Genomic DNA, 25042 nt, shown 5'->3' with positions numbered 1-25042 from the left:
AGCCCGAAGCGCAAGCGAGCGAATCTCCCTTGATCCATGATCGAGAGATTCGCTCGCTTGCGCTTCGGGCTTGTATCAAAACGAGGCCCGTTGAATGTTCGCCGATCGAACCGGCCTCGCGATCGACACCCGGTTTACAGAAATGACCGGGTGTCGAGTGTTTGGACCGACGATCAAAGCGTCCAGCCCTTGCGGTACTCGGGCCGGATGAACTCATCGACTTCGGGGGCGTTCGTCGCACGCATATTCGCGGCGTCCCAGTCGAGCTTCTTGCCGGCGCGGAGGGCCAGGTTGCCGAGCAGGACCATCCCGGTCAGGGCCGAGGCATAGTCGAAGTTCGAGCAGGCCTGGGTGCCGTTCTTGGCCGCGTCGATCCAGTCCTTCATGTGGCCGAGCGAACGGGTCAGCGTTTTCGGAGGGGGCACGAAGCCCTCGAAATCCTTTTCGGGGAGGAGCTTGTACCGGGCCCCGTAGGCATCGTCCAGGTAGATGACGCCCTTCTCGCCGACGAGCAAGGAGCCGTTCGCGTCGTACTCGGGCTCGGTCTTCCCCTTGTCGCGCTCGGCCTTCGAGAGCGTGAGCCCCTTGAGGTACTCCTTGGAAGGCTTCTTCCCGCCGTCGTACCAGGTGAACTTGACGGGAGGCTTCTCGCCCCGGGCGGGGAACTCGTAGGTGATGACGCTCCATTTCGGCGCGGTCTCGGGCTTCACGCCCTCGGCGCGGGCTTCGATGCTCGTGGGATGTCGGAGGTCGAGCGCCCAGAACGCGGTGTCGGCGACGTGGCAGGCCATGTCGCCCAGGGCGCCCGTGCCGAAATCCCACCAGCCTCGCCAGGCGAACGGGTGATAGGCGGGATTGTAGGGGCGTTCGGGAGCCGGCCCGATCCAGAGGTCCCAGTGGATTCGCTTGGGGACCTCGGGGGTGTCCTTGGGACGGTCGATCGACTGCGGCCAGATCGGTCGGTCGGTCCAGGCGTGGACTTCACGAATCGGGCCGACCACCCCCGCACGGACGAGCTCGACGACCTGGCGTGCCCCCTCGTTCGAGTGCCCCTGATTGCCCATCTGGGTCGCGAGCTTGGGGTTTTTCGCGGCCAGCTCGGAGATGACGTGGGCCTCGTAGACGGTATGGGTCAAAGGCTTTTGCGTGTAGACATGTTTCCCCATTCTCAGCGCCATCGCCGTGACCACGGCGTGGGTGTGGTCGGGGGTCGCACAGATGACGGCGTCGACGTTCTTGACGACGTCGAGCATCTTGCGGAAATCGTTGTAGAGCGCCGCCTTGGTATGGATCTTCGCCGCACCCGCGAGGTTGTTCTCGTCGATGTCGCAGAGGGCGACGACATTCTCCTTCATGACCTCAGCGTCTTCGACATGGCTGCGGCCCATCCCGCCGGCCCCGACAATCGCGATGTTCAGTTTCTCGTTGGGCGAGGCTCCCCAGGTGGTCCCCAGCCCCGCACCGGCCCAGAGGCCCAGGCCTCCCGCCGAGGTCTGCCGGAGGAAATCGCGACGGTTCGCATGTCGTCCCATTTAACGGACTCCTGTTACGGCCCCGAGCCCGGAAGCTTTGGCGGACGAACGTCTCCTCCCACACTCGGGGCGATTGATTGCCCCGAGCCAGGAGAAACGATCCTCGGGTCCAGACTTCCAGACGATCTCAAGGCCCGAATCTGTCGGAAGGTCGGATCGTCACGAAAGCGGTACTCTCTCGTTAACGGCATCGCATCGCCGAGGTTCCTCGCTCGGGACTTGGCATGTGCCAAGGCGTTGCGAGCCACCAGGAACTTCGCTTGCACGTCCCGAACACCCGGTCGCGTGAATCCACCCGCACCGAGCACTCGTCTCACCCAGGAGAGTCGGGCGAATCCCAAGGATTGCCAAGGTTTCTCGAGTTATCAAGGGCTGAGCGTGCCCAGGTACGCCTGACACGCCGGCCTCGCGGTCGAGGTGGGATTCGTCCGATAGAAGACTCGTTGGAGTGTCTCTGAAGGAAAGGACCGGGCGGGAAGCGACGGAGCCTCGGGCCCGGGGTTTCCCGAATGAACCGGGCCCTCTCCGCACGAGGTCCGAGGAACGAGAGGTCTGATCGTGAGCCCATCACGCGACGAGCGAGTCCTGGTCGTCCCCGGCGCCGAGTTCGATCGACTCGGCCGGTTCCAGGGGTTCTCCGGCGATGTCGATCGCTACTTGAACGCCCTGCTGATTCCCGAGTTTGCTCACTTCCGGCCTCGTTCCGAGGTCGAAGACGACCCTTCGCTCAAGCAGATCATTCCCTACGTCGTGTTCCGGAGTGGCGATTCGGTCTTCTGCTACACGCGGGGCAAATCGCAAGGCGAGTCACGACTCCACCGACTCCGCTCGCTCGGAGTCGGGGGACACGTGGCCGAGGAGGATGCCGAAGGGCGGGCCACACTCGAGGCCTACGAGATGGCCCTGGGACGGGAGCTCGAGGAAGAGGTCGCGGTGGGGAGCGACGGTCGGATTCGACGCATGGGCCTGATCAACGACGACTCGACCGCGGTCGGTCAGGTCCATCTCGGCGTCGTCCACCTCTATGAACTGGAGCGGCCCGACGTCGCCCCTCGCGAAGAGGGCCTGGCCGAGGCCGGTTTCGTGCCGCTCGCCGAGCTCGAAGGCGTGCAGGATCGATTCGAGACCTGGTCCCAGATCTGTCTCAAGGCGTTCCTGCTGACAGGACCTCCGGCGCATCAATCGGGAGCGGCATAGCCGGCAAGGTTTCGGCCGGCCCCAACGGGACCGGTTCACGTTGCTCGGACGCCGCCGGTGCCGCCTTTCCGGGTTGCCGGCGGTCGAGCCACTCGATCATCGGAGGGAAGATTTCCTTCGGTGCGTACCGGCTCCAGACGAGGTCGCAGTGGCCGTAATCGGCGACGTTGCCGTTGTGGAGCCCGAAACGCATCAGGCCCTTGTCCGGGCTTCCCAGGGCGGCAAAGGTGAGCTCGGTCGAGGGGATGTCGGACATGCAGTCTCCGTCCGCGCCGACGAGCAGGCTCGGCGTCGTGACCTCGCCGAGCCTGGCCGAGTAGTCGACCGAACCGTCGGCCGAGACGTAATGGCCATGCTCGAGATACGGGTCAAGTTGGCGGAGGGCGCCTCGACCGGCGTCCTCGAGCGTGTAGCCGTAGAAGCGCTGAATGGTCCGCTTATCGACGTTCTTCGACGTGTAATAGAACTGGTCGATCCGCTCGAGGCCGGGGAACCGCGCGACCATGAGCGGTCGGCCGATCCTCCCTGTGCTCAAGACCGAGCTCAAGATGCGAAGCCCTCGATTCGCCCGGAGCATGTCCTTCGCGGGGGCATTCGCGAGGATGACGGTGCTTCCCATCCCGATGAAGTTCGCGATCCGCCAGGGCTCGGGCCCCATTTCCAGGTACGGGAACATCAGCATCCCGCCCAGGCTGTGCCCCACCCAGTTGACCCGGTCCTGTCCCGTCGCGGCCTTCACGTAGTCGAGGATCGCGGGGACGTCGTAGAAACTCATCTGGTCGACGTTCCAGTGCTTCTCGCCCCACTCGAGAAGCGGCGTTTGCCGGAGCTTCTCGTTGAGCCGGCCTATCACGCCCACCTGGGCACTCTCGCCCGAGCCGCGGAGATCGACGAGGAAGACGTCATAACCTTTCGCCGCGAGTTGGCTGGGGAGATGGTTGTCGGTGATCGTCCAGAAGGTGGCGTTAAGGCCCAGGCCGTGGCAGAGGACCACGGGTAGCTTATTGGGGTCGGGGACGGCGGGGCGGATGTGGCGCATCCCGAGCTTCCAGCCATCTTTGGTATAAGCAAACCCTTCCGTGCAAGGCCTGAGGTCCATCATCGGCGTGTTCCGGCGCATGGTCGCACACCCTGGCGCGAGCGTCAGGACCAGCGCGGCGATCGCGGTCACTCCCCAGAGTCGACGGCCTTCTTCCATGAAACCGGGAATCCTTCCCCAGGATCATCGACCAACCATGGTCGGAGTTATCGCGACACTCGTCGTCCCAACGACCCGTACTGACAAGGTCTTAAACCGGGCGTTCCCGACCCAACGAGGGTCAGAGTCTAACCATGTGCCACGAATTCGGGAATGCGAGGCTCGAGCCTTCGAGCCGTCTCTCTAGGAATTTCGGCTTCTTAGCGTGATTCGCTTCAACCTGACACGATGACTCAGGACGGCGAGGCGTACCGACGAAAGACAGAGCAACGAGACAGTCCGAGGAATATAACTCGGCCCACACAAGCTAGGTGGTCTTTTCCGCCTCCTCGTCGTACCCGAGGATACCGGCCCAAAGTCGCTCGTAAGCCTTGACGGCGCTCTCGATGGAAAATGCGCCTTCGATCCGCTCTCGACCCGATTCGCCAAATCGTTGAGTGAGCTCGGGATGATCGGCCGCGTCTTCGAGGGACTCGGCCAGGGCCTCGGCATCCTTCGGCGGCACGAGCCAACCGGTCTGTCCGTGGATGACCAATTCGTCCGTACCCTCGACCGAGGTCGCCACGACGGCCCTCCGCGCAGCCATCGCTTCGAGGACGACGTTAGGCATCCCTTCCCAGAGCGATGGGAGGACGAGGAGATCTGCGGCCTTGAGGACGGACGGAATATCGTCCCGCCTCCCGAGCCAATGCACTCGACTCGAAAGGAGAAAACTCGAGTCCGTCCTCTCCCGAAGGCTCGCTCGCTCAGGGCCGTCACCAATCATGGCCAGGTGCCAGCGCGGACGTGTCGCCGCCACCCGTTCGGCGGCGTCAAGGAGGAACGGGATCCCCTTCTGGACGTCAAGCCGGCCGACATAGACCACCAGTTGGGCCTCGTCGGGAACACCGATCTCCGACCTCGAGACCTTCCTAACATCGTCGAAGCGGAGAGGATCGATCCCGTTGGGGATGACGGTGAGACGGTCGGGGTTGATGCCCGCCGAGACGTTGAACCGACGGACCCCCTCGGACACGCATACCGAGCCCACGGAGAGGGAAGCCGTGCGCCGGTCGAGCGTTACGTGCCAGCGTTTCTGGCGTTCGGCGACTCGCAGGCCACCGACGACCCAGGGGCTTCCCGCAAGCGGGGCGGCCAGTCGGCTGGCGACATTCGCGTGGAAGAGGAAGCTCTGGACGAGTTGCGGCCTTCGACATCGCAACGTCTTCGCGAGTTGCCCTACAGCCTGGAGTGGTCGGCGCTTGGCGACGTCGAGCGCCAGGGTTTCGATCCCCGCCTGCCTGAGCGGGGCGACCAACGCCCCTTCGTCTCCGAGCGCGATGACTGTGGGATCCCAACGTCGGCGATCGAGCCGAGTGGCCAGGGCGACCAATGCGCGCTCGGCACCGCCAACGTCAAGGTCGGTGATGACGAGGCCGATCGGCACAGGCCGGTCGGGCCAGGGACGTCGGGTGGCGGTCGCGAGACGCTTCGCGAGACTTTGCACGTTTCGGGTAGAATCCTCGGGTCGGTTGCTTCTCGGCCGTTCCTCAGGAGTGACAGGTACCGGGCAAGGAAGTTTATCCGAGGTGGCCGCGTTTGGACACGGGAGTCGGCCAGCACCGAGCCCCATGAGATGCGAAAATCCTCATCATTTTCGTACGCTCATAAAATAAAATCAGTTGTCTTTTAGTCGAATGACTTTGGAGGGAGACGGGACTTGGAGACCTCGGCGTTTGACTTCGACTTGCCGGATGAGCTGATCGCGTTGCACCCGGCCGAGCCGAGGGACCGTTCCCGACTGATGGTTATTCGGCGTGCGGAAGGGCGCTGGGAGCACAGGACCTTTGCGGAGCTCCCGGAATACTTGCGATCGGGCGACACCCTCGTCCGGAACAACACGCGAGTCGTCCCCGCGCGTCTGCTCGGCCACCGAGAAGCGACGGGGGGGAAGTGGGAGGGGTTGTTCCTGCGTGCCCTCCCCGGAGAGACCTGGGAGATCCTGGCGACGACCCGGGGACGTCCCGTCGTCGGCGAGTGCGTCCGGGTCGGCAACGGCCTGCGCCTCGTGCTCGAGGCGAAGGGGGACGCCGGTCGTTGGATCGTCCGCCCCGAAGGCTCGGGCACCGTCGAATCGTTGCTCGAGGAGCACGGCCAGGTCCCCCTCCCTCCGTATATCCGGAAGGGGAAAGAAGGGCCGGGCGACCGGCTCCGCTACCAGACCCTGTACGCGCAGGTGCCGGGCGCAGTCGCCGCTCCGACGGCCGGTCTGCATTTCACGGACGAGGTCTTTGCGGCCTTGAAGACCCGAGGGGTCGGGGTCCGGGATGCGACCTTGCACGTGGGACTCGGGACTTTCCGGCCGATCGACGCGGAGCGGATCGAGGAGCATACGCTCCATGCCGAATGGGCCGAGCTGACCGAGCCCACCGCAGAAGCCTTAAGAGCGTGCAAATCTCGAGGCGGACGGGTCATCGCCGTCGGTACGACCTCGGCTCGACTGCTCGAGACGGCCGCCCAATCGGGCACGATCCAGCCCTTCACGGGCGAGACCGCCCTCTATCTCAAGCCCGGGCACACGTTCCGGGCCGTCGACGGGCTCATCACCAATTTCCACCTGCCCAGGAGCAGCCTTCTCGTCCTCGTGAGCGCCCTGGCCGGATTCGAGTTGATTCGCGACGCCTATGCCGAGGCGATCCGCGAGAAGTATCGTTTCTATAGCTACGGAGACGCGATGCTGATCCTCTGACCCCGAAGCTCCCGGTAGATCAGACAGGATTCTGGGGCCGGAACCGCTTGGTCAGGACGCGGTCAAGCTGGTCGGGGACTTCCATACCCAGGCTGAACAGAAGGTGGTTCAACGAGCCGGGGTCGGTGAAGTTCGTTTGCTGGGCCGTCGCCGCGTGCCAGTGGATGTAGCTTTCCGATCCTTTGAAGTCGAGGTAGGCAATCACCATGCTGTTGTCTTCGTAGACCCAGGCCGCAATGAACGGCTTGGATCCGGAGCTCCCGAGTCGGATCGAGGGGGTGAGCATCTCGATCTGCTTGTTCGGCATCCCCTGGATCGCGACCTGTCCGGCGGATCGGCCTCGGATCGACGGGATGACGACGAGCCGGTACGGGCCGACGGGGACGAGGCGATGGCCGCTCTTCGGCTCGCGCGAACGCATCGCGGCGATCGACTCATCCCAGAGGGATCGGAGGTCCCCCAGGGTGAATCGATAAGGATTGGGATCCGCGAGATAGATCAGGTCCGGCTCGTCGAGGGCGGGGCCATCCGCGAGTTCCTGGAGGATGGCGACGCTTTGCCCGGCGCCGATCGTAAGGCGATCGATCTGGCTTCGCGAATCGGCGGTCGCTGGGTCATCGTCGAGGAGCGGATTATCGTCGAAAGCCTCGAGCGAGATGTCGAGGTGCGCGATCACCTGGGTGGGGACCGAGACCCGGATCGCCCGATCGAGCCGGACGCCGGCGTCGGGGATGCGAAGCACCCGGTCGCACACGTTATCCCAGAGGGCCTCGGTCCTGGTCCGCAGGCGACGCTGCCAACGAGCCCGCTCGATCAAGGGATAAACGACCTCGGGCCAGAGCTCATAGCTCGCCGGGTTGCTCGCCGCGAAGCGCGTCGCGTACATCAGCACCGCGTTGCGGAATTCGTGGTTCGTGCGCCAGATCTCGGCGAGCCGGTTCCAGCGCATGACGAGTTCGTCGTCGACCTCGACTCGTTCGGGGGCGAGCTTCCGGAGGTCGTCGAGCTTCGAGGGCATCAGCCCGGGGTTCAGCACCCCTTTGCCGTCGAGCATCGCCTTCTGGGCATGGGCGCTCGCTTCGAGCAGCTTCGTACGCGCCTTGCGAAACCGCTTCCGCTTGGCGACGGAGTCTCGATTCACCAGGTATTTGGCGACGACCATCGGGCTCAGCATGGGCCGGACATCGATTTTGCTATCGAGCAGCTCGGCCCCTCGGGCAATCGACTCGTCCGAGCCGTCGGCGATCATGATCGAGGTCATCGCCAGGAGCAGTCGGGCCCGGTCGGCGTTGCGAGGGTCGAGCGGTCGCCGCAGGAAGATCCCACGCCGACGCGATCCTCCCAGCAGATACGCCAGGTAGTGCCCGCAAAGGAACCGTTCGTCGGGGCTGAGGATCAACGGATCGGCCTGGACGACGTCCAGCAAGTTCGGGAGCAGGCCCTGGGGCTTGGCAGCGAGAGCGGCGGAGGCCGGGGGCAGCACCGCGGCCGCCGACGCGGAGGACGTGTACTGGGTCGTGACACCCGGAGAGTTGATCGCGGGGGCGCTCGGGTTGTTGGCCGTCATGGCCTCGGTCGCCGTGCTCGAGTCGATTTCTCCGCTGATCACCTGGGTATTCGACGTGCTCCGCTCGGCCGACGCACGTTCGATCTCAGCCCGGATCGCGGCCGCGACCTGGGCCCCCGAGCTCGGGCGACGGTCGGGTTCCTTGGCCAATAGCTGGAGGATCAGCGCCTCGAGCCCCTTCGAGATTTCCGAGTTGCGGGCGCGAGGGGGTTCGGGCTCGCTGTTCATGTGTTGCGACATGACAGCAAGCGACTTGCCCGCGAACGGGACCGTGCCCGAGGCGCTCTCGTAAAGCATCACGCCGAGCGAGTAGAGGTCGGTCCGGTGGTCGAGCCGTTTCCCCTGCGCCTGCTCGGGGCTCATATACTGCGGCGTCCCTCGGATCGTCCTGGTCTCGTCCACGTCCTCGAGCGTCGTCGAGAGGCCGAAGTCGGAGAGCTTGGGTTGATCCTGGGACGTCATCAGGACGTTCGCCGGCTTCACGTCGCGATGGATGACCCCTTGGCGGTGGGCGTAGTCGAGCGCCTCGGCCACCTGGGCGACCACCCTGAGCCGGTCGGCGAAGATGAGCTCTCGCCAGCGCTTCAGGTAGCTCGACCCATCCACTTCCTCCATGACGAGGAAGCAGGTCCCTTGGGCCTCGCCGAAGTCGTAGAGCCGGACGACGTTGTCGTGGAGGAGCCTGGCGAGGATCTGGGCTTCGAGGCGAATTCTCTTGCTGACTTCGGGATCGCCCCCGTCCTTGAGCACCTTGATGGCCACGGAGCGTTGGAGGATCGTGTCGGAGGCCCGATAGACGGCCCCCATCCCGCCTCGACCCAATTCTCTCTCGACCGAAAAACGCTGGTTGAGGGTCGTGCCGATCACCGCAGGACTCTCCCGAGGGCGGCCGAAGCCACCAAAATGCCAGAAGCTCGTCCTCGCCTTATTCATCCTAAGTCGCGAAACGGCCGAGCACAACGCGGATACAATACGGGATCAACATTTTATTCGGGTTGTTTCATGCCCCACACCGAGACCTAATGGAGCCGGGGCCCAAAGGCAGGGGTCTGGCGGTCGAGCAGACCTCGGACTAAACTCGACGACGCTCCCCCTTCTTGTGTCCGATCGGGTCGCGTCCTTCCATTCGGATCGGAGCCGCGTAATGCCGACGAACGAGTCTCGCCGCGAGTTCGCGCGCCAAACGATTCAATCGCTGACCGCCCTGGCCCTGATCGACGGGCTGGCGGCCCGACACCTCTTCGGCGCCGACGTCCGGCCGATCCTCGACGAGTGGTTCAAGGAACTCGAGACGATCTCTCGAGACGTCCACGATCACAAGGTCAAGGACGTCGAGTTCCAGAAGTCGCTCGAGGACCTGTACCGTCGGGTCGAGCTCCCCGCGCTCCTGAAGACGCTCGACTTCGACCGGATCGCCGCGGGCGTGAAATTCCCGGCGGTCGGGGCGCGCAGCCTCCCGGTCGACTTCAAGAACATCTCGGGCCTGTCGACCAAGCTGGTCTTCGGCGGGCAGATCTTCGCGATGACCAAAGGGCGGTCGGTCGTCCCGCACGGGCACGACAACATGGCCACCGGGTTCCTCATCCTGAACGGGACGCTCCGAGGCCGACACTACGACCGGATCGAAGATCACGACGACCATTACATCGTCAGGCCGACGCTCGACCGCTCGTTCGCACGGGGCGAGTCCTCGACGATCTCGGACCATAAGGACAACGTCCACTGGTTCATGGCCGAGAGCGAGCACGCCTTCATTTTTAACATCCACGTGATGGAGACGAACCCCGAGAACCCCAAGAAGCCCGGGCGAGTCTACGTCGATCCCCTCGGCGAAAAGCTGGCCGGCGGGTTGTACAAGGCCCCCAAGATCTCGTACGGGCGGGTCAATCAGTTGTACGGGTAATCGCGAAGCCGAGCCTCGGAAGCATCAACCTGAGCCCGGTCCTTCAGGACCGGGCTACCACAAGGAGACTCATCCATGATTCGCCTCGTGATCCTCTCCCTGATGCTGCTGTCGGCGAAAGCCCCCTCGTCCGACGAAGTGGCCAGGAGCCTCGCCCACGACCTCCTGACCAAAGGGGCCACCCAGTTCGACACCCGAGACGCCGCGGCCATGGCCGCCAACTACGCCGAGGACGCCGAGCTCACCCTGGTCAGCAAGGATCGGGACACGGGTTCCTACAAACCCTCGGACACCCGCGGCCGAACGGCGATCGAACAGTTCTACCGCGACCTCTACAAGGATCGGGCTTCGGGGAGCACGTCCCGCAACACCGTCGAATATGCTCACTTCATCGCGTCGGATGTGCTCGTCATCCACGGGTCCTTCACGCCCGACGTCGCAAAAGGAGGGTCGTTCCCGTTCGTCCAGGTCCGCGCCAAGCAGGGCGACCGCTGGTTGATCGTCAACCTCCAGTTATTCCTGATCGCCGACCAGGACAAGTGATTCGCCGGACAACCTGCGGTCGAGGCGGGAAACCGTGAGGACCAGGATCGCCCCAGGCCCCGCTCAGCCAGGCGGCAACGCGAACCGGAGCGGATCCTTCCAGACGCGGCAAACGGGTCGGACCGAACGTTGTAGGGAAGGGTCCGCAAGCTCCGGATCGAGCGAGTAAAGACTCATACCGTCCTTCGCGACGTACTCGAAGAGCAGGGCGGTCGTTGCCGGCGGATCGTCGAGTTCGGCGGGCAAGGCGTGGAACGCAGCCCGACTCGCCTCGGGGGCCGCCCGATCGAGGATCACGAGCCTTCGGCCTCCCTTGGGGTCGTCTTTGAAGCCCAAGGGAACACTTCGGCTCGAAGGGTGATCGAGGGCGAAGAACGCCACGCGAGCCGATGAGGCGGGGACATCGGCCCCTCGGCCCGTCGCGAATCCCTTTCCCTTTCCAGGATCGTCCCGACGATACACGGGGACCGGCATGTTCACCCGTTCGTCGCCCAGGTCGAGTCGATACATGACCTGGTTATATTCGTAGAGCGGCGTCGACTCGGTATTACCCGAGAACGTCTGGGTATAGGTCCCCTCGAAATAGATCGTGCGGCCGCCGTCCTGGGCGAACGCAGGATGCTGCTTCGGGTTGTAGAAGCTGTATTTCTCGTGGGTCGCCACCTTCCTGGCGTAAACCCAGGGGCCGAGCGGGGTGTCGGCCTCGGCGAACCAAACCTCGCCCAGCATCGAGGAACCGAACGACTCGACGGTGATCATCACCCAGCGCTTCCGGTACTCGTTCCAGTCGACCGAGGATCCGTGCGCGAGGACCGTCTTCCCAGTCTCCGCGTCCTGGAGATGGATGAGGGCATCTTCGGGTTTGAGTTCGCCTCGCTTGAGGAGCTTGGACTGGTCGCCCGGGGCGATGGCCAGGGCCCCGCGTTTCCAACCGTAGCGGGGCAGCCCGTCCCCGGCCCGCTCGACCCGGGCGTTCTCGACGGTGCTCCCCGGAGTCAGGCAGGTGAAACATTCATAACGGGCCAGGTCCCGGAACGACTCGAGGTCGGCGCGGACGCGAGTCAGGGGATAGGGCATGGGGAAGTAAAGATATTCCGTGCCATCCACCTTGTGGACGAAGGGATGTCCGCCGGGATAGACGTGCGGAAGGCCGGGGAACGCCACGAGCTTCTCGAACCGGTCATTGGCGTCGTCCCAGGAGACGAGCCCTCGTTCGTAGACCTCGAGCATTTTTCGAATCTTGACGTAGGCCGCGAACATCCGGTCTTCGCCCGACGAGTCCTTGAGCACGACGAGGGAGTCGATCCACGTCGGGCCGTCGCCCGGCATTTGCGCCATGGCCCTGACGAACCCGTCTTTCCCGACGAAGTAGTCGAGGTCGACTCCGTCCGAGGGGTCGAGCCCCCCTTTTCCCGGCAAGAGCGACGTCGCGCCGGGGACCTGGAAGAGCCCGAGGGGATATTTCGACCGGTTCGTGTCACCCCAGAACCAGCGGAGCTTCCCCCGATAGTCGACGCTGACGACGCTATCGGACCCGAGGACCTGGCCGTTGAGCAACGGCTTGCGTAAGGGTGTGGGTCGGCCCAGGAGCACACTATCGCGATAGATCCCCGCTCCCGTCACCCGGTAGAGGCGTTCGGTCACATTGATCCGATGGATGGGCAACCGCGCCGAGCCCCCTTCGATCACGCGAAGGGCCTTGCCTCGGTAGCCGAATCCATCCTTGGCGAATTCGTATCCGTGGCTGCGAACATGAAAGAAAACGTCCTGCCCCATCAGCCCTGGCTCGTGGAACGCCGCGAGCCCATGGCTGTCGGTGACGAGGGAGAGCCCGTGGACCGTCCGAAGCTCGACGAGCGGCACGCCCCTCCCGGTCTGGTCGTCGACGACTTCGATGGTGAAATAGGACGAGGGTCCGAGGGCCAGCAGGCCGGCCAAGAGGAGGATGTTCGCCGACATTCGAGGTTCCCCGATTCTTGGTGCGAAGGTCGGGCATTACGGGCTCCGTTGCAGGGGCCCGTTCGCCTTGGGATTTGTGGCGGGGTTCGGACTCGGCCGAGACGATGGGTGGTTCCCTTTTCCGTCGTCGGTGGAGGCGTGGAGCCGGTAGTAGTTGGCCAATCCGTGGTTTCCGCGCGTCTCGTTGTAGTCGGCCAGGAGCCGGCTCGCCTCGGCATCGCCCGGCTTTTCCTTGAGGAGTCGCTCGGCCCAACGGGCCCCCTCGAGCTCCTGGCCATGGGTGAACATCCACTGGGAGAGTTCGAGCTGCGAGCGACGGTCGTGAGGATCCTTGAGCAGTCGTTCCCTCGCCCGGTTGAGCACGGCGAGCTCGGCCCTGAGCTTCGAGGCGGCGGCTTGCTCCCGCTTGGCTTCGTCGAGTCGGCCGAGTCTCACCAACACCAAGCCTCGGCGATGGCGAATGGCGACCTCGTAGGGGTTCTGCTCGAAAGCACGGTCGAGGAGTTCGAGGGCCGCCGCGAAATCGCCCCGACGCGAGTTCACTTCGGCGAGCTCATAGAGGACCGCCGGATTCTTGGGAGCAAGCGTCGACGCACGCTCGAGGAGGCGGAGCGCCTCGGCCTCGTCCCCCTTCTCCAACAGGTTCTGCCCGGCGCCGAGTATTGCCAGGGGGTCGTCCGGTTTTCGGGAGAGGTACGCCTCGTACTCGACCGCGGCGTCGGCGTTCTGGTGGGCCTTTCGTAGTTCATCGGCCAGGCCGAGACGAGCCTTGGCGTGGCTGGGGTCGCGCTTCAGGACCTCGCGGTAGTCGTTCATGGTCACGGACGGGTCGGCGGAGGAGCGCCGGTCGATCTCCGCCCGCCAGAAGAACGGCCTGGCGTCGTCGGGGAAGTCGCGGGTCCAACGGTCGAGGACCGTCGAGGCTCTGGGAAAGTCATACGTTTCGAGGTAGATCCTCGCCAGGGCCTCGTCGAGCTGCGGGTCGGGCGTTTGGGCTTCGATAAACGCTCGGCTGAGGTCCGGCTCCGCCTCGGCGTTGCGCCCGAGCTTCGCCGCGATGAGGGCCCGAAGGAAGAGGAGTTGAGACCTGGAAGCGCCGAGCTCCGCCGCCTTCTTCAGGCTCGCGGTCGCTTCGGTCACATCGCCCAGGGCGATGGCCACTCGTCCCTTGTAATAGAAGGCTTCGGACGAGGAAGGGCGTGCCTGGATCCATTGATTGAGAGGCGACTCGGCGTCTTTGAACCGGCCCGAGGCCATGGCCCGGCGGACTTCGAAGCCCGCTTCGGGAGTCGTTTGCCTGTAGACCCAAATTCCCGCGGCCGCGAGAACGGACAAGGCACCCAACGCCCAGGCAAGACGGGTCCAGCGACCGCTCGTAGGCATCGCTCACCAACCGAATGTGCGGGAGTGGGGACGAAAGGCCGCCCTCGACAACCCGACGGCCCTCGGAATCCCCGAATGAGTGGAAAGGCGGCCTCGCCCGGGCTTCGAAAACCTCCCGGTCCACCCCCTCGAGGGCTGAAGCTCGGGAGAAGTCCTACTGGAATCGATCCTCCTGCGCGATTCAAGACGACAGCGGCGAATTCAAACGAGTGGGACGCGAAATCGGTCGTCGGCGATTGCGTTGCCACTCGTAGATCGACTGAAGTACAGGCCGATCGGTGACCGATGCTTTCGATAGGGTTGGGATCTGTTCGGATCCCGATGAATGCCGGAATCTCGACGAATCGCACGTCGTGCGGCCCGTCGGACGGTCTTGACAGGAATTCCGGCGCCGGTAGATTCGCGGACACGGATCGCGTCACTCCGGCCGATCGCAACGCGCACGTCTTATCGAACCGAGCCGGCCGTGTCTTCCGAGCTTCCGTCGTCGACTCCGATTCATCGGCCCGTCTTGCTGGACGAGGTCGTCTCGTGGCTCGCTCCCAAAGAAGGGAGCGTCCTCGTCGATGGGACGGCCGGCGCCGGGGGGCATACCTCGGCCCTGGCCCGAATCGTCGGGCCGTCGGGACGGGTCATCGGCCTCGACCGCGACCCAGAGATGCTTGCGATGGCGGAGACCACGACCCGAGGACTGCCCGTCACCCTGGTCCATGCCCCGTATAGTGATCTATCCGAAGTGTTGGTGGAGTTGGGGATCGACGCCGTCGACGGGATCCTTCTCGACCTCGGCCTGTCGTCCGACCAACTCGCCTGGAGACATCGCGGCTTCAGTTTCTCGGTCGACGGCCCGCTCGACATGCGTTACGACCCCGAGGCGGAGGTGACGGCGGCCGACCTGGTGAATTCGCTGGATGAGTCGGACCTGGCCCGGTTGTTCTTTGAGTACGGCGAAGAGCGCTACAGCCGGAGGATCGCCAGACGGCTGGTCGAGGCAAGGCGGCTTGAGCCGATCACGACGACGGGACGGCTCGCTGAGCTCGTTCGACGGAGTATCCCGGGGAAGTGGGGGCCGATCGACCCCGCCACCCGCGTCTTCCAGGCGCTCCGGATCAAGGTCAATGAGGAGCTCGATCGACTCGACTCGATCCTGGAACAGATCCCCGAACGCCTGCGGCCCGGGGGACGGGCCGCGATCATCAGCTTCCATTCGCTGGAGGATCGGAAGGTCAAGTGGACCTTCCGCGAAGAGGAACGACTCAACGTCCTGACCCGGAAACCCATCGTCGCATCGGCCCAGGAAGCGGCCGAAAACCCCAGGGCGCGGAGCGCGAAAATGAGGGTCGCTGAGCGATGTCCGAACCAGGCAGGGCCCACGACGCCGTCGGGTCTCCGAGCGAAGAGGACCTTCGAATCATGACGATTCCCCCACATCCCAACGCCCCGGACTCGAACGGCCCCGAGCAAGAATATACACTTGCGCCCGAGCCTGTGCATGGACACGAACACGAACACGAACCTCCCCACGAAGCGCACGCGGATGGCGAGCACGTCGAGCCGCATCCTCATCCTCGCTACCGACTCCCTCTCGCCCACTTCAGCCCAGCGGCGATGGCCAAATGGAAGCGGGAGACGCGATTCGGTGTCGCGGCCATGCTTTCGTTCGTGATCTTCGTGACGGCCATGATCATGAATCGTGGCCAGAAGCTTCCTTTGATGGAGGTGGCCAAGAACGGCGATTCCTCGAAATCGACTCAGGCCACTTCCAAGGATTCCAAGGAGTCGAAATCGACCAAGGGCGAGGGGGGGAACTCGAACTCAAGCCCTTCCGACACGGAGAAGGGGAAGTCGACGAGCACCCCGGCTCCATCGTCCGAGTCGAAGCCCGCCCTCTCGACGGACAAGCCCGAGGACATGAAGGTCGGCAGCCCGGCCCATGCGGAAGCGCCGGCGCCGGAAAGTACGTCGAACCCACCCGTTCAGAATTCCTTGCCGACATTACCCACCGGGCCCGGTTCGGACGCCGCATCACCGACAGCGGAGCCCAAGGGGGAACCGCTCGGAGATCCCCCATTGCCGATGAGCAGTGGAACGGCCCCTCCGGGCGAGGTCAACCCACCGCTCCCAACGCCAGCAGACGGCGGCCATTCCGCCGTCGAAAAGACTCCCACAACCGAGTCGACGATCACGGGTCTGGCGAATAATCAGCCTCCGCTCCCAGCGAACACCGAGGCCACTCCTCCGGGCGCAGCCGCCTCGCCGACCGACCCGATGACTCAGGCTCCACCTGCCAACGATCCCGGCAACGCGGCGGCGGGTCTTCCACCGGTCGCCGGAGGGGCCGCCACGCCCCCGACAGCCGTAGAAACCCCGGGCCTCGGGGCTCCGAGTTCGGCGACCCCCGAACCGAACACTGGGACACCTCCCACAACGTCGAATGACGCAGGCACGCTCCCAATGCCCATGCCCACGGGACCGGCGCCTGGCGTACCTGCCAACGCAACAACGCCGGAACCTGGCTCCACGACGCCGGTGCCCACGCATCTTCCTCCACCCGGCGAACCTTCGGCGGCCGCGGCGACAACAGCAGCAGCGGCGGCCAGTGCAGGAGCCGCCGGTGCGCTCGAGGCAGGTGCGACCTCCGCCCCCGTCGGCGCCCCGACGGACGCACCTCAGCCCGGCAATCCCCAGGGAGCGGCACACGACCCGGCACCGGCACCGGCCGCACCGACGGCCTCTCCGGCCTCTCCAGGACCAGCACAGCCCCAACCCGAACCGGGCGGCCTGGTGGATCTGCCCAACGCCAGCGCCCCGAGCGAACCGGCCGCTCCCAAGGCGGAAGATCTCAATTTGACACCGACGCCTTCACCCGTCGAGATTCCGCCCTCCTCCGGGGCCGAGGTCACCCGAGCCTCCACGACAACGGCCGCCGCGATGGGCCTCATCGCACTCCCAAACCTGGGTCGAGGGAAGTTCCCCGACGATGATCAAGTCGTCAGCGACTCATCCGCGTCGGATATCACCGACATGCCGAGTCCCGGCCAGAAGGTGAGCGAGCCACAAGTCGAATCCGAGCCCCACGTCGTCGTCAGCGGCGAGAACTTCTGGACGATCTCGAAAGACTATTACGGCTCGGGGCGCTATTACAAGGCTCTCTGGAAGGCGAACAACCAGCTCGTCTCGGCGCCGGAGAAACTCGCGGTCGGCATGACCGTCCGTATTCCTCCTCCCGAGTCGCTCGACCGGGGCCTCATCGAGCCCGCCCGGAGCCCTCGGGCCACGGCTTCGACCTCGGTACATCGTACGGCCCGACCGGTCTCCAAGAACGGTCGCACACAAGCCAGCGTCCGGAACGTCGAGCTCACGCTCCCCATCGCCGATACGGCCGACGAAGGCTCGTCCGGGAACTCGCTCCGAAACGGAGACCCCTCGGACGATTCGGCTGATCGCTCTCCGCGCAAGGTCTACAAGGTCCGCCCCAACGAGACCGCTCGGAGCATCGCCCGCGACGTCCTGGGCAGCCCCAGTCGTTACAAGGAAATCCTCGAGTTGAACAGCAGCGTCCTCGATGAACACGACGTCATCGCTGCCGGCCAGATCCTCGAGCTCCCCGAAGACGCAAAAGTCGCACAGCGTCGCCGTTAATGCGTCATCATTGAGGCAGGCCGAACACTCCCCCGGCAGGTGGGGCACTCTTGCCCCTCGGCTTTCGTCTGGGCTCATTCAGAAAGAGCGGGGGCAAGAGTGCCCCACCTACCAGTGGGAAGGAAACATTCTCATGCGATGATGCCTCGCGTGACGACATTCCGTCATCAAATCAACAAGCCCCGGATCATCGATCCGGGGCTTGTTCGGAATCCGCGGCGAGTGATCGAGCGACGAAGCCCGACTCAGGCCGAGTTTCGTCGCGACCGTCCTTGCTGGAGGCGGAGCCAACGCGAGGCCTCGGCCCGGTCGTCGAAGGGGAGGGCGTGGTCGGCGAGGATCTGGTAGGTCCGGGTTCCCTTGCCGGCGATGAGGACCGCGTCGCCAGGGGCGGCGGACGCCAGGGCCGTCTCGATCGCGAGGCGACGGTCGGGCTCGACCTGGACTCGGCCGGGCCGGCGGAAGCCGGCGAGCAGGTCGTCGATCACCTGGTCGGGGTCTTCGGTCCGAGGGTTGTCGCTGGTCAGGACGACATGGTCGGCCCCCGCCTCCGCGGCCAACGCGAGCCCCAGGCGTTCAGAGCGATCCCGCAAGCCCTCGGCTCCGACGACGCAGTGCAGTTTGCCGTCGACGAGGCTCCGGGCAGTGGCCAGGGCCTGCTGAAGCTCCGGGCCGTTGCGGGCCTGATCGATCCAGACCGCGAAGTCTTGGCCTTCCGCGACCTCGATGAGCCGGCCGGGGACCTGGATGACGGACTCGAGGCCCGCGACCACCGCGGCGACGTCGATCCCTCGGGCCCACGCCACGGCTGCCGCCGCGAGGGCCTGGGAAACGTGAGCCCTGCCGGTCAGCCGGAGCGAAACGGTCGCCTCGCGATCGAAGCCCCTGAGGCGGAAACGGGCTCCGCGACGGTCGAGCCGTTCGATTTCGGCCGACACGTCGGCCGGCCGCTCGATCCCGAAGGAGACGCGCGTCGCGTTAAGATTCACCGCACCCAGGATTTCGACGTCGGGGTCGTCGGCGTTGACGACGGTGGCCCCGCCCGGATTGACCATGCGGAAGAGCCGAGCTTTCGCCTGACGACGCGACTGGATCGTCCGGGCCTCGAGGCCGGGCACCAGCCCTATGTCGGTCACGACGGCCGCATCGAACCTGAGGCCCTCGGCCTGCCTGGCCTCCAGGGCCTCCGGAGGGACTTCGATGACGCCCCCTGCGCAGTCATGCTCGACCATCTCCGAGAGCATGACGGAAAGGCCCTCGGCGCCGGGGAAGGTCGTCGACATCGACCGGACCGAGACGCCATCCGACCACCCGAGGCCGCCGACGAGACCGAAGCGGACACCGGTCGCCTCGAGGATCGAGCGGAGGAAGAGGCTGGTGACCGTCCTCCCGCAGGTGCCGGTGACTCCCAAAGTCAGGAGTTGATCCGCCGGGTCGCCCGCGAGGGCATGACAGAGCCGCGCGAGTGCCTCGCGAGCATCGGGGACCACGACCTGGAGCCGCCCGGCCTCGGGGCACGGCCGCTCCACCACGACCCCCGCCGCGCCCCGCTCAAGGGCCTGTGCGACGAACGCATGACCGTCGTGCTTCGCCCCTCGGACCGCGACGAAGACCTGCCCGGGATCTAGACGGCGGCTGTCCGACGTGCAACCCGACACTTCCCAGTCCTGGCAACCCAGGAACTGGGCGTCGGGAAGGAGTCGTCGAAGGCTGACCGACGGGATCCCCTGTCGGGGACAACGGTCGACAAACCAGCGTGCCATCGGTTTTCGCCTCCTTGCCTGCCAATCGAGCCGGGCCCATCATGGACCCTGGCGTCTTTCGACCCTGCCTCAAGCGGCGGCATTTTTGGCCAAACGTCGAAAAAAGGCAATGCCAAGAGTGACTCGACGCCGATAAGAGGAGGTTTGTCCCGGGTCTCCAATCTCGGTCCGCCATGGCGCCCGCATCCATTGTCCGCAAACTCGACGCATTTTATCTCGCCACTTATCTATCGAACGTCACGAGTGACGTTCCATCGCTCGGATTCTCGTCCGGTGCTTCGTTTCCAGTGACCTGGAACAAGGCCTCGAGACATTTCGCGATTTCCAATTTCGAGATGGGACGCCCACCTGAAATGACAATCCCCACGCCGAGGCGTGGGGATGTCAGGTTTTCGGCTTCCATCCGAGGGGCCAGCCCCTGGATCAATGGCGGAAGAGGAACTCCTTCGAGTTGATCAAGACCCAACCAAGATCCTCGACCGCCTGTCGACGATCCTTGGCGGCGGAGAGATGCTTGCTTGCGGCCGACAGCTCGGAGGCGTTCGGCTCGCGGGCCAAGGCCAGAAGGTAAAGCTCCTTGGTGATCTCATCGGGGCTCTTCGTGCCCTTCGCCAGTTGGGCCATCCGCCCGTTGTCGTCGCGGAGCTTGCCGTTGACGGTCGCCCCTCCGATGAGCTGGAGGGCCTGCGAGAGGTTCGAGTCGCTCTCGCGCTCACATTCGCACGCGAGCTCTCGCGCCGGACGGCCGAACGTCTTGAGGAACGGGTTCTCCATCTTGCCGTCCGGGATCTGCGCCGCGCGTGAGCCCTTAGGCAGGTTGTCGAACGGCGTGACGGTCGCCGTGACCGTCGAGATCGCGTCGAGGAGGACCTCGGCGGGCAAGAGCTTGGTGAAGGCGTGGGAGAAGTACAGCGTGTCGTCGGCGTTGAGCTCGTTGGTCCGGGCGCTCAACTGATAAGTCCGGCTGACGAGGATCGATCGGATCAACGCCTTGAGATCAAAGCCCCCCTTGACGAACTGCGTGGTCAACCCTTGCAGCAGCTCGTCGTTGGACGACGGGTTCGAGTCCCGGAAGTCGTCAACGGGCTCGACGATCCCTCGGCCCGCGAGGTGGAACCAAACCCGATTGACCAGGCTCTTGGCGAAGAAGGGATTCTCGGGGCCGGTCAGCCATGACGCGAGCGCCACGCGACGGTCGGGGGTCTTCGGATCCTCGAGCACCGGTCCGCCCAAGGCCTTGGGCTTCATAACCTGGCCGGTCCTGGGCTGGCGGACGTCGCCGTCCCCGGCCGTGAAGATGACCTCGTCCTCGGGGAGGGCCCCCGGCTTCTGGCGGACCCTCGAGAAGAACGCGGCGAAGCCGTAATAGTCGTCCTGCGTCCAGCGCTCGAACGGATGGTTGTGGCACTTCGCGCACTGGATTCGCACGCCCAGGAAGAGCTGCGCGGTCGTCTCGACCGAGTTCTCGGGGTCTCGGCTGATCCGATAGTAATTGGCGGCCGGATTCTTGAACGCCGACCCGTCCGCGGTCAGCAGCTCGCGGACGAACCGATCCATCGGCGTGTTGCGTTCGAGCTGGGCACGGATCCAGCGATTGAAGACATAGGTTCCCTTCGACTGGATGAGCCGCCCGTTCGAGCGGAGGATGTCGGCGAACTTCAACGTCCAGAAGTCATAGAACTCGGGGCGGACGAGGAGCCTGTCGACCACCTTGGCGCGTCGGTCGGCGGACGGGTCGTCGAGGAACGCTCGAACCTCTTCGGGCTTCGGGAGGACGCCGATGGTGTCGAGGTAGGCGCGTCGGATGAACTCCTGGTCGGTGCAGAGCTCCGACGGACTGATCCGCATCCGGTTCAGCTTGGCGAAGACGGCCTTGTCGATCACGTTGTCCTGGGGGACCGCCGCGACCTCGAAGCCGGGTACCTCGACCAGGTGGGTGAGCCGGACGTTCGCGACGAGGTCGAGGTAATGGGCGATCACGGCGACCTCGCCCCTCGACTTGAAGGTGACGTAGCCGTCGACGTCGACGTCCGCGATCTCGGGGTTGGACGAGTTGTAATAGCAGAGCGGGGTGATGTCTCGGGAGGAGCCGTCGGCCAAGTGGACAACGGCGACGACCTGCTGGTTCTTCGCCGGGGCGTTCAGGACCCGTGCCCCCGGAAGGATCTCGAGCCGGACGGCCGCAGGGGCGCCGGGGTCGTCATGGGCACCTTCCCGAATCCACTCGGTGATGTATTCGTAGCTCTTGGTGTTCCGCGAGATCCGCAGGCCCCCTTCGTGCGGGAGCTCGCCGAGCGGCTTCCGCAGGACCAGGCTCGTCTCAGCGGCGAGTGGATTGATCCGACGGCCCCCCGCCTCTCGGCTCAGGACGAAGAAATCCTGGTCGGGCAAGTAGCCGCGGAGGCTGAGCTTGAATCCACCTTTGCCGGTCGGCGTGCCGTGGCAGGCGCCCATATTGCAGCCGGCCTGGCTGAATGCCGGGACGACATCCCGACGGAAACTCACCGGGATGGTCTGCCCCATCTTTTCGACCTTCACGGTCGCCTTCACCTCGACGCTGCCGCGCCTGGCGACGATCGTGGCCAATCCGTCGGCCTTGGGCAGCACGCGACCCTTCGCGTTCACCGAGGCGACTTCGGGATTGAGGCTGATCCATTCGAGGGCATGGGTGAGGTCGCGGATCGTGCCGTCAGCATAAGTCGAGGACACGATCAACTGTCGGGTCGCCCGGCTCCCATGGAGCGTCGACTCGACGGGGGCGATGACCACCGTCGTGGGGCTGCCGATAATAGCCGCCGGGTCGTCGGCAGCCCGGGCCGAAGCGGCCCCGAGCGCCAGGAAGGTCGAGACGGTGAGTGCCCAGGACCTCACGGTTCGTCGAGCGGGCATCGATCGCTCCTCCTCAATCGTCGAGTTCGGCGGCGGGCTGGTCGCGTGCTCAGGGATCGACTCCCCGAGCCTTGGCGCCAGGAATCGAGCGGCGGGGACTGCCATGGACGGTCGGGAACCTCGCATGGAATGCGCTAACATACTCGAAGGTTGGCGGGAGTTTCAAGGAAAGTCAAACATTTTCGACGTCGAATCCATTCGTGTCACGAACGACGAGGCACAAAAAATCCACTCGAACGCCCAGGACGCCTCTTCTCCGGTACCGTTCAGGTCTTCGTGACCCCTCCATTTCTCGCAGCCGGCACTGGGCTTGCACGAAGGAATCAGATGGATAGAATTTTACGGAAGATGATGCTCCGTCATTCGAGGTCGAGCGTCGTCGACTAAAGTTTCCGCGAGCTCGACGACACGATTTCGGTCGTCCTTTCAATCTCCACCGTCGGGTGTGGTAAGCTAGAGGCGTTCGGTAGCCTCGCGAAGATACGTCCCCGTCCCGGAGCATGCTCCGGGGTTTGGGTCACCGAGAGTTTTCGGTGCATCTCTCCACGGAGGGGAGGTGCAATCCCGGGCCAATCAAGGAGGAGGCGGGAATGCCCTTGCGTGGCTGGAGTGGTGTGGCGCGTTACGGCTTGCCGGGCCTGTTACTGGGCCTGACGTTGATGGCAGGGTTCGGGGGGATCCGGGGGCCTGTCCTCATGGCCCAATCGGAGAAATCGCTCGCCTCTCCGGGAGAACGTCCGCGGGCCGCCGCGGCGGCGACCGGCGATCCTTCGGGGACGCTCGCGTTCACCACGCAGGCCGACGGCGGGGCCCAGATTCTCTACCTGATCGATACCCGATCTCAAGCCTTCACCGTCTATCGGATCGATCCCATGGGGGGCGATAAGACCGTCAAGCTCGTGGGTGCTCGACAATATCTATGGGACATGAAGCTTTCCCAATTCAATAACCAACAGCCCGAGGTCGCCGCGATCGAGTCGATGGTGAAGTCCTTGGGGCGCCCGATTCGCCGATGAGGGTTGGGGTCGTGGGCGTGCATGTTCGCCGACGCGGTCCCCTCCTTCCGACCTCGAGAGCGAAAACCGGTACAACGGCCCAACCCGGCCGGGAAGATCGCGAGGAGCACGTCCATGGCTCAATTCTATACCCTTGAAGAAGCCGCCCGCGTCCTGGGAATGAGTCCCGACGAGCTGAAAACCAAGGCCCAGCAGCGCGAAGTTCGCGCCTTCCTGGACGGCGGATCGTGGCGTTTCCGCGTCGGCGACGTCGATGAGTTGGCCCGCCGCCGAGGACTCGGCAGCGACGCCGAACTGCGACTCTCCGACCTCGACATCCCGGCCGCCGACGCTGGGGACGAGATCGACCTCTCGGAATTCCAGATGGGCGTCGCCAGCCCCGATCTCGGCGCCCACACCACCGAGATTCCCCGCAGCGACTCCGGCGCCGAGCACGACATCCTCCTCGACGACCTATCCCTGCCCCCCGGGCCGACGAACTCGAGCTCGGTGATCATCGGGATGTCCTCCGGCGGCAAGCTGCCGAGTGACTCCGACGTCCGCCTCGTCCCCGAGACGCCCCCGGGTGCCCGGCCGAGCGACTCCGACGTCCGTCTGGCGACGCCCAGCGACTTCAAGCCGCCGAGCGACTCCGACGTCACCCTGATCGCCGACGACACCTCCGACCATCACGCACTCACCCCCGGCGACACGTCGATCCGGCAGAGCCCCAAGTTCGGCTCGTCCGCCGAGGTCGTCGCCGCGAACGACGACGGGGACAGCGACTTCGAGCTCACCCCCTCGAGCGTGATCGACGCCCTCCAGCCGGATTCGGGCAGCGACTTCGAGCTCAGCGCCCTTGAGGACGCCAGCGACGAATTCGAGTCGACCCCGCTCGCCAAGCCGGGAGACTCCGACGTGACCGCGGCCGACCCCGGCTTCTCCGGGATCAACCTGTCGCGGCCCAGCGACTCCGGGATCAACCTCCAGATGGCCCCCGGGCTCGGGCTCGGCGGCGGCGCCAGCTCCATCGAGCTCTCCCCGTTGAGCGGCAGCAACCTGCCTAAGTCGCCCGCTCCCGGGAAGCCCAAGCCCGCGCTCTCGGCGACGCCCCCCCCGTCGACGAAGAAGGGCGAGAAGGACATCTTCGACGACACCGACTTCGAGGTCGACGCCCTCGGCTCCGAAGGCGACTCCGACGACAAGACGATGCAGCTCGAGGCCGCCAGCGACTTCGAGCTCGAAGAGGCGGACACCGGCTCGGAAGTCTTCGCCATCGACGAGGACGAGGTCGACCAGAACGCCGCCACGGCGATGGGTCCGGCCATCCTCGAAGCGGAAGACGATGAGGAGGACGAAGGGGACGACGACGGATTCGAAGCCGCCACCTCCGGCGAAATGGCGAGCGCCTGGGACGTCGAGAGCGAAACGCCCTCCTCCGCGTCCCGAGCCTCGGCCGGGCCCACCGCCCTCGTGTCGGCCGGTCCTTCCGCGGAGTGGGGCGGCCTCTGGGTCTCCATGCTCGGCGTCGCCACCTTCTTCATGCTCTTCCTGGCGTTCGTCGCGATGGACCTCGTCCGAAACCTGTACGAGTACCAGAACGACTCGCCCGCCTCGGGCATCGTCAAGACCCTCGCCGGCCTCATCGGCGGCTGAGATTCGTTATCCGCAGCCGGGCGGGCCAGGGAGGTCCGCCCCGACTCGATCGATCGCCCCGGGGATGTTGAATCCCTCGGGGCTCGT

16 protein-coding genes are annotated in these 25042 nt (G+C 65.1%); 8 read left to right on the top strand and 8 right to left on the bottom strand.

The window, feature by feature from the left end:
* Positions 1-173: 173 nt before the first annotated feature.
* On the bottom strand, positions 174-1532 hold the full coding sequence (locus ACYOEI_RS12045; protein WP_462849771.1) for a Gfo/Idh/MocA family protein: 1359 nt from the start codon (positions 1530-1532) through the stop codon (positions 174-176).
* Positions 1533-2090: 558 nt separating this feature from the next.
* Here ACYOEI_RS12045 and ACYOEI_RS12040 point away from each other — a divergent pair.
* A complete protein-coding gene (locus ACYOEI_RS12040) occupies positions 2091-2729 on the top strand; it encodes a phosphoesterase (RefSeq protein ID WP_462849770.1) in 639 nt (212 codons plus the stop codon).
* Here ACYOEI_RS12040 and ACYOEI_RS12035 read toward each other — a convergent pair.
* Both ACYOEI_RS12035 and ACYOEI_RS12030 read right to left on the bottom strand, forming a co-directional pair.
* Positions 2677-3927 carry an alpha/beta fold hydrolase gene (locus tag ACYOEI_RS12035; RefSeq protein WP_462849769.1) on the bottom strand — a complete coding sequence of 417 codons (1251 nt, stop codon included), beginning with the start codon at positions 3925-3927 and terminating at the stop codon, positions 2677-2679. The genes ACYOEI_RS12040 and ACYOEI_RS12035 overlap by 53 nt on opposite strands.
* A gap of 307 nt (positions 3928-4234) precedes the next feature.
* On the bottom strand, positions 4235-5413 hold the full coding sequence (locus ACYOEI_RS12030; RefSeq protein ID WP_462849768.1) for a glycosyltransferase: 1179 nt from the start codon (positions 5411-5413) through the stop codon (positions 4235-4237).
* 213 nt (positions 5414-5626) lie between these two features.
* Between ACYOEI_RS12030 and queA the strand changes: the two genes are divergently transcribed.
* Positions 5627-6655, top strand: coding sequence for a tRNA preQ1(34) S-adenosylmethionine ribosyltransferase-isomerase QueA (gene queA / locus ACYOEI_RS12025; RefSeq protein WP_462849767.1), 1029 nt, complete (start codon positions 5627-5629; stop codon positions 6653-6655).
* 19 nt (positions 6656-6674) lie between these two features.
* On the opposite strand, the gene ACYOEI_RS12020 is transcribed toward queA, so the two are convergent.
* A complete protein-coding gene (locus ACYOEI_RS12020; protein WP_462849766.1) occupies positions 6675-9089 on the bottom strand; it encodes a serine/threonine-protein kinase in 2415 nt (804 codons plus the stop codon).
* 277 nt (positions 9090-9366) lie between these two features.
* Here ACYOEI_RS12020 and ACYOEI_RS12015 point away from each other — a divergent pair, with 277 nt between their 5' ends.
* Together ACYOEI_RS12015 and ACYOEI_RS12010 are read left to right on the top strand one after the other, a co-directional pair.
* On the top strand, positions 9367-10125 hold the full coding sequence (locus tag ACYOEI_RS12015) for a cupin domain-containing protein (protein WP_462849765.1): 759 nt from the start codon (positions 9367-9369) through the stop codon (positions 10123-10125).
* A 75-nt stretch (positions 10126-10200) separates the two neighbouring features.
* Positions 10201-10668: a hypothetical protein gene (locus ACYOEI_RS12010; RefSeq protein ID WP_462849764.1), complete on the top strand. Its 468-nt coding sequence runs from the start codon at positions 10201-10203 to the stop codon at positions 10666-10668.
* 63 nt (positions 10669-10731) lie between these two features.
* Here ACYOEI_RS12010 and ACYOEI_RS12005 read toward each other — a convergent pair whose 3' ends face one another.
* Both ACYOEI_RS12005 and ACYOEI_RS12000 read right to left on the bottom strand, forming a co-directional pair.
* Positions 10732-12627 carry a glycoside hydrolase family 183 protein gene (locus tag ACYOEI_RS12005; protein WP_462849763.1) on the bottom strand — a complete coding sequence of 632 codons (1896 nt, stop codon included), beginning with the start codon at positions 12625-12627 and terminating at the stop codon, positions 10732-10734.
* Between the two features lie 36 nt (positions 12628-12663).
* Positions 12664-14010: a tetratricopeptide repeat protein gene (locus tag ACYOEI_RS12000; protein ID WP_462849762.1), complete on the bottom strand. Its 1347-nt coding sequence runs from the start codon at positions 14008-14010 to the stop codon at positions 12664-12666.
* 466 nt (positions 14011-14476) lie between these two features.
* Here ACYOEI_RS12000 and rsmH point away from each other — a divergent pair, with 466 nt between their 5' ends.
* Positions 14477-15427: a 16S rRNA (cytosine(1402)-N(4))-methyltransferase RsmH gene (rsmH, locus tag ACYOEI_RS11995; RefSeq protein WP_462849761.1), complete on the top strand. Its 951-nt coding sequence runs from the start codon at positions 14477-14479 to the stop codon at positions 15425-15427.
* Positions 15424-17652, top strand: coding sequence for a LysM peptidoglycan-binding domain-containing protein (locus tag ACYOEI_RS11990; RefSeq protein WP_462849760.1), 2229 nt, complete (start codon positions 15424-15426; stop codon positions 17650-17652). Before rsmH ends, ACYOEI_RS11990 begins: the two co-directional genes overlap by 4 nt.
* 245 nt (positions 17653-17897) lie before the next feature.
* Here the strand turns inward: ACYOEI_RS11990 and ACYOEI_RS11985 are convergent, their stop codons facing one another.
* Both ACYOEI_RS11985 and ACYOEI_RS11980 read right to left on the bottom strand, forming a co-directional pair.
* Positions 17898-19415: a Mur ligase family protein gene (locus tag ACYOEI_RS11985; RefSeq protein ID WP_462849759.1), complete on the bottom strand. Its 1518-nt coding sequence runs from the start codon at positions 19413-19415 to the stop codon at positions 17898-17900.
* 423 nt (positions 19416-19838) lie between these two features.
* Positions 19839-22304: a DUF1549 domain-containing protein gene (locus ACYOEI_RS11980; protein ID WP_462849758.1), complete on the bottom strand. Its 2466-nt coding sequence runs from the start codon at positions 22302-22304 to the stop codon at positions 19839-19841.
* Positions 22305-22894: 590 nt separating this feature from the next.
* On the opposite strand from ACYOEI_RS11980, the gene ACYOEI_RS11975 reads away from it, so the two are divergent.
* The gene (locus ACYOEI_RS11975; RefSeq protein ID WP_462849757.1) at positions 22895-23320 is read left to right on the top strand and encodes a hypothetical protein; all 426 of its coding nucleotides are present in this window, start codon (positions 22895-22897) and stop codon (positions 23318-23320) included.
* A gap of 114 nt (positions 23321-23434) precedes the next feature.
* A complete protein-coding gene (locus ACYOEI_RS11970; RefSeq protein ID WP_462849756.1) occupies positions 23435-24955 on the top strand; it encodes a helix-turn-helix domain-containing protein in 1521 nt (506 codons plus the stop codon).
* The last annotated feature ends 87 nt before the right edge of the window (positions 24956-25042 follow it).

The sequence above is a fragment of the Singulisphaera rosea genome (assembly GCF_054877945.1).
Note: the sequence above shows the minus strand (reverse complement) of the source record. Positions and strands in the feature narration are given on the sequence as shown.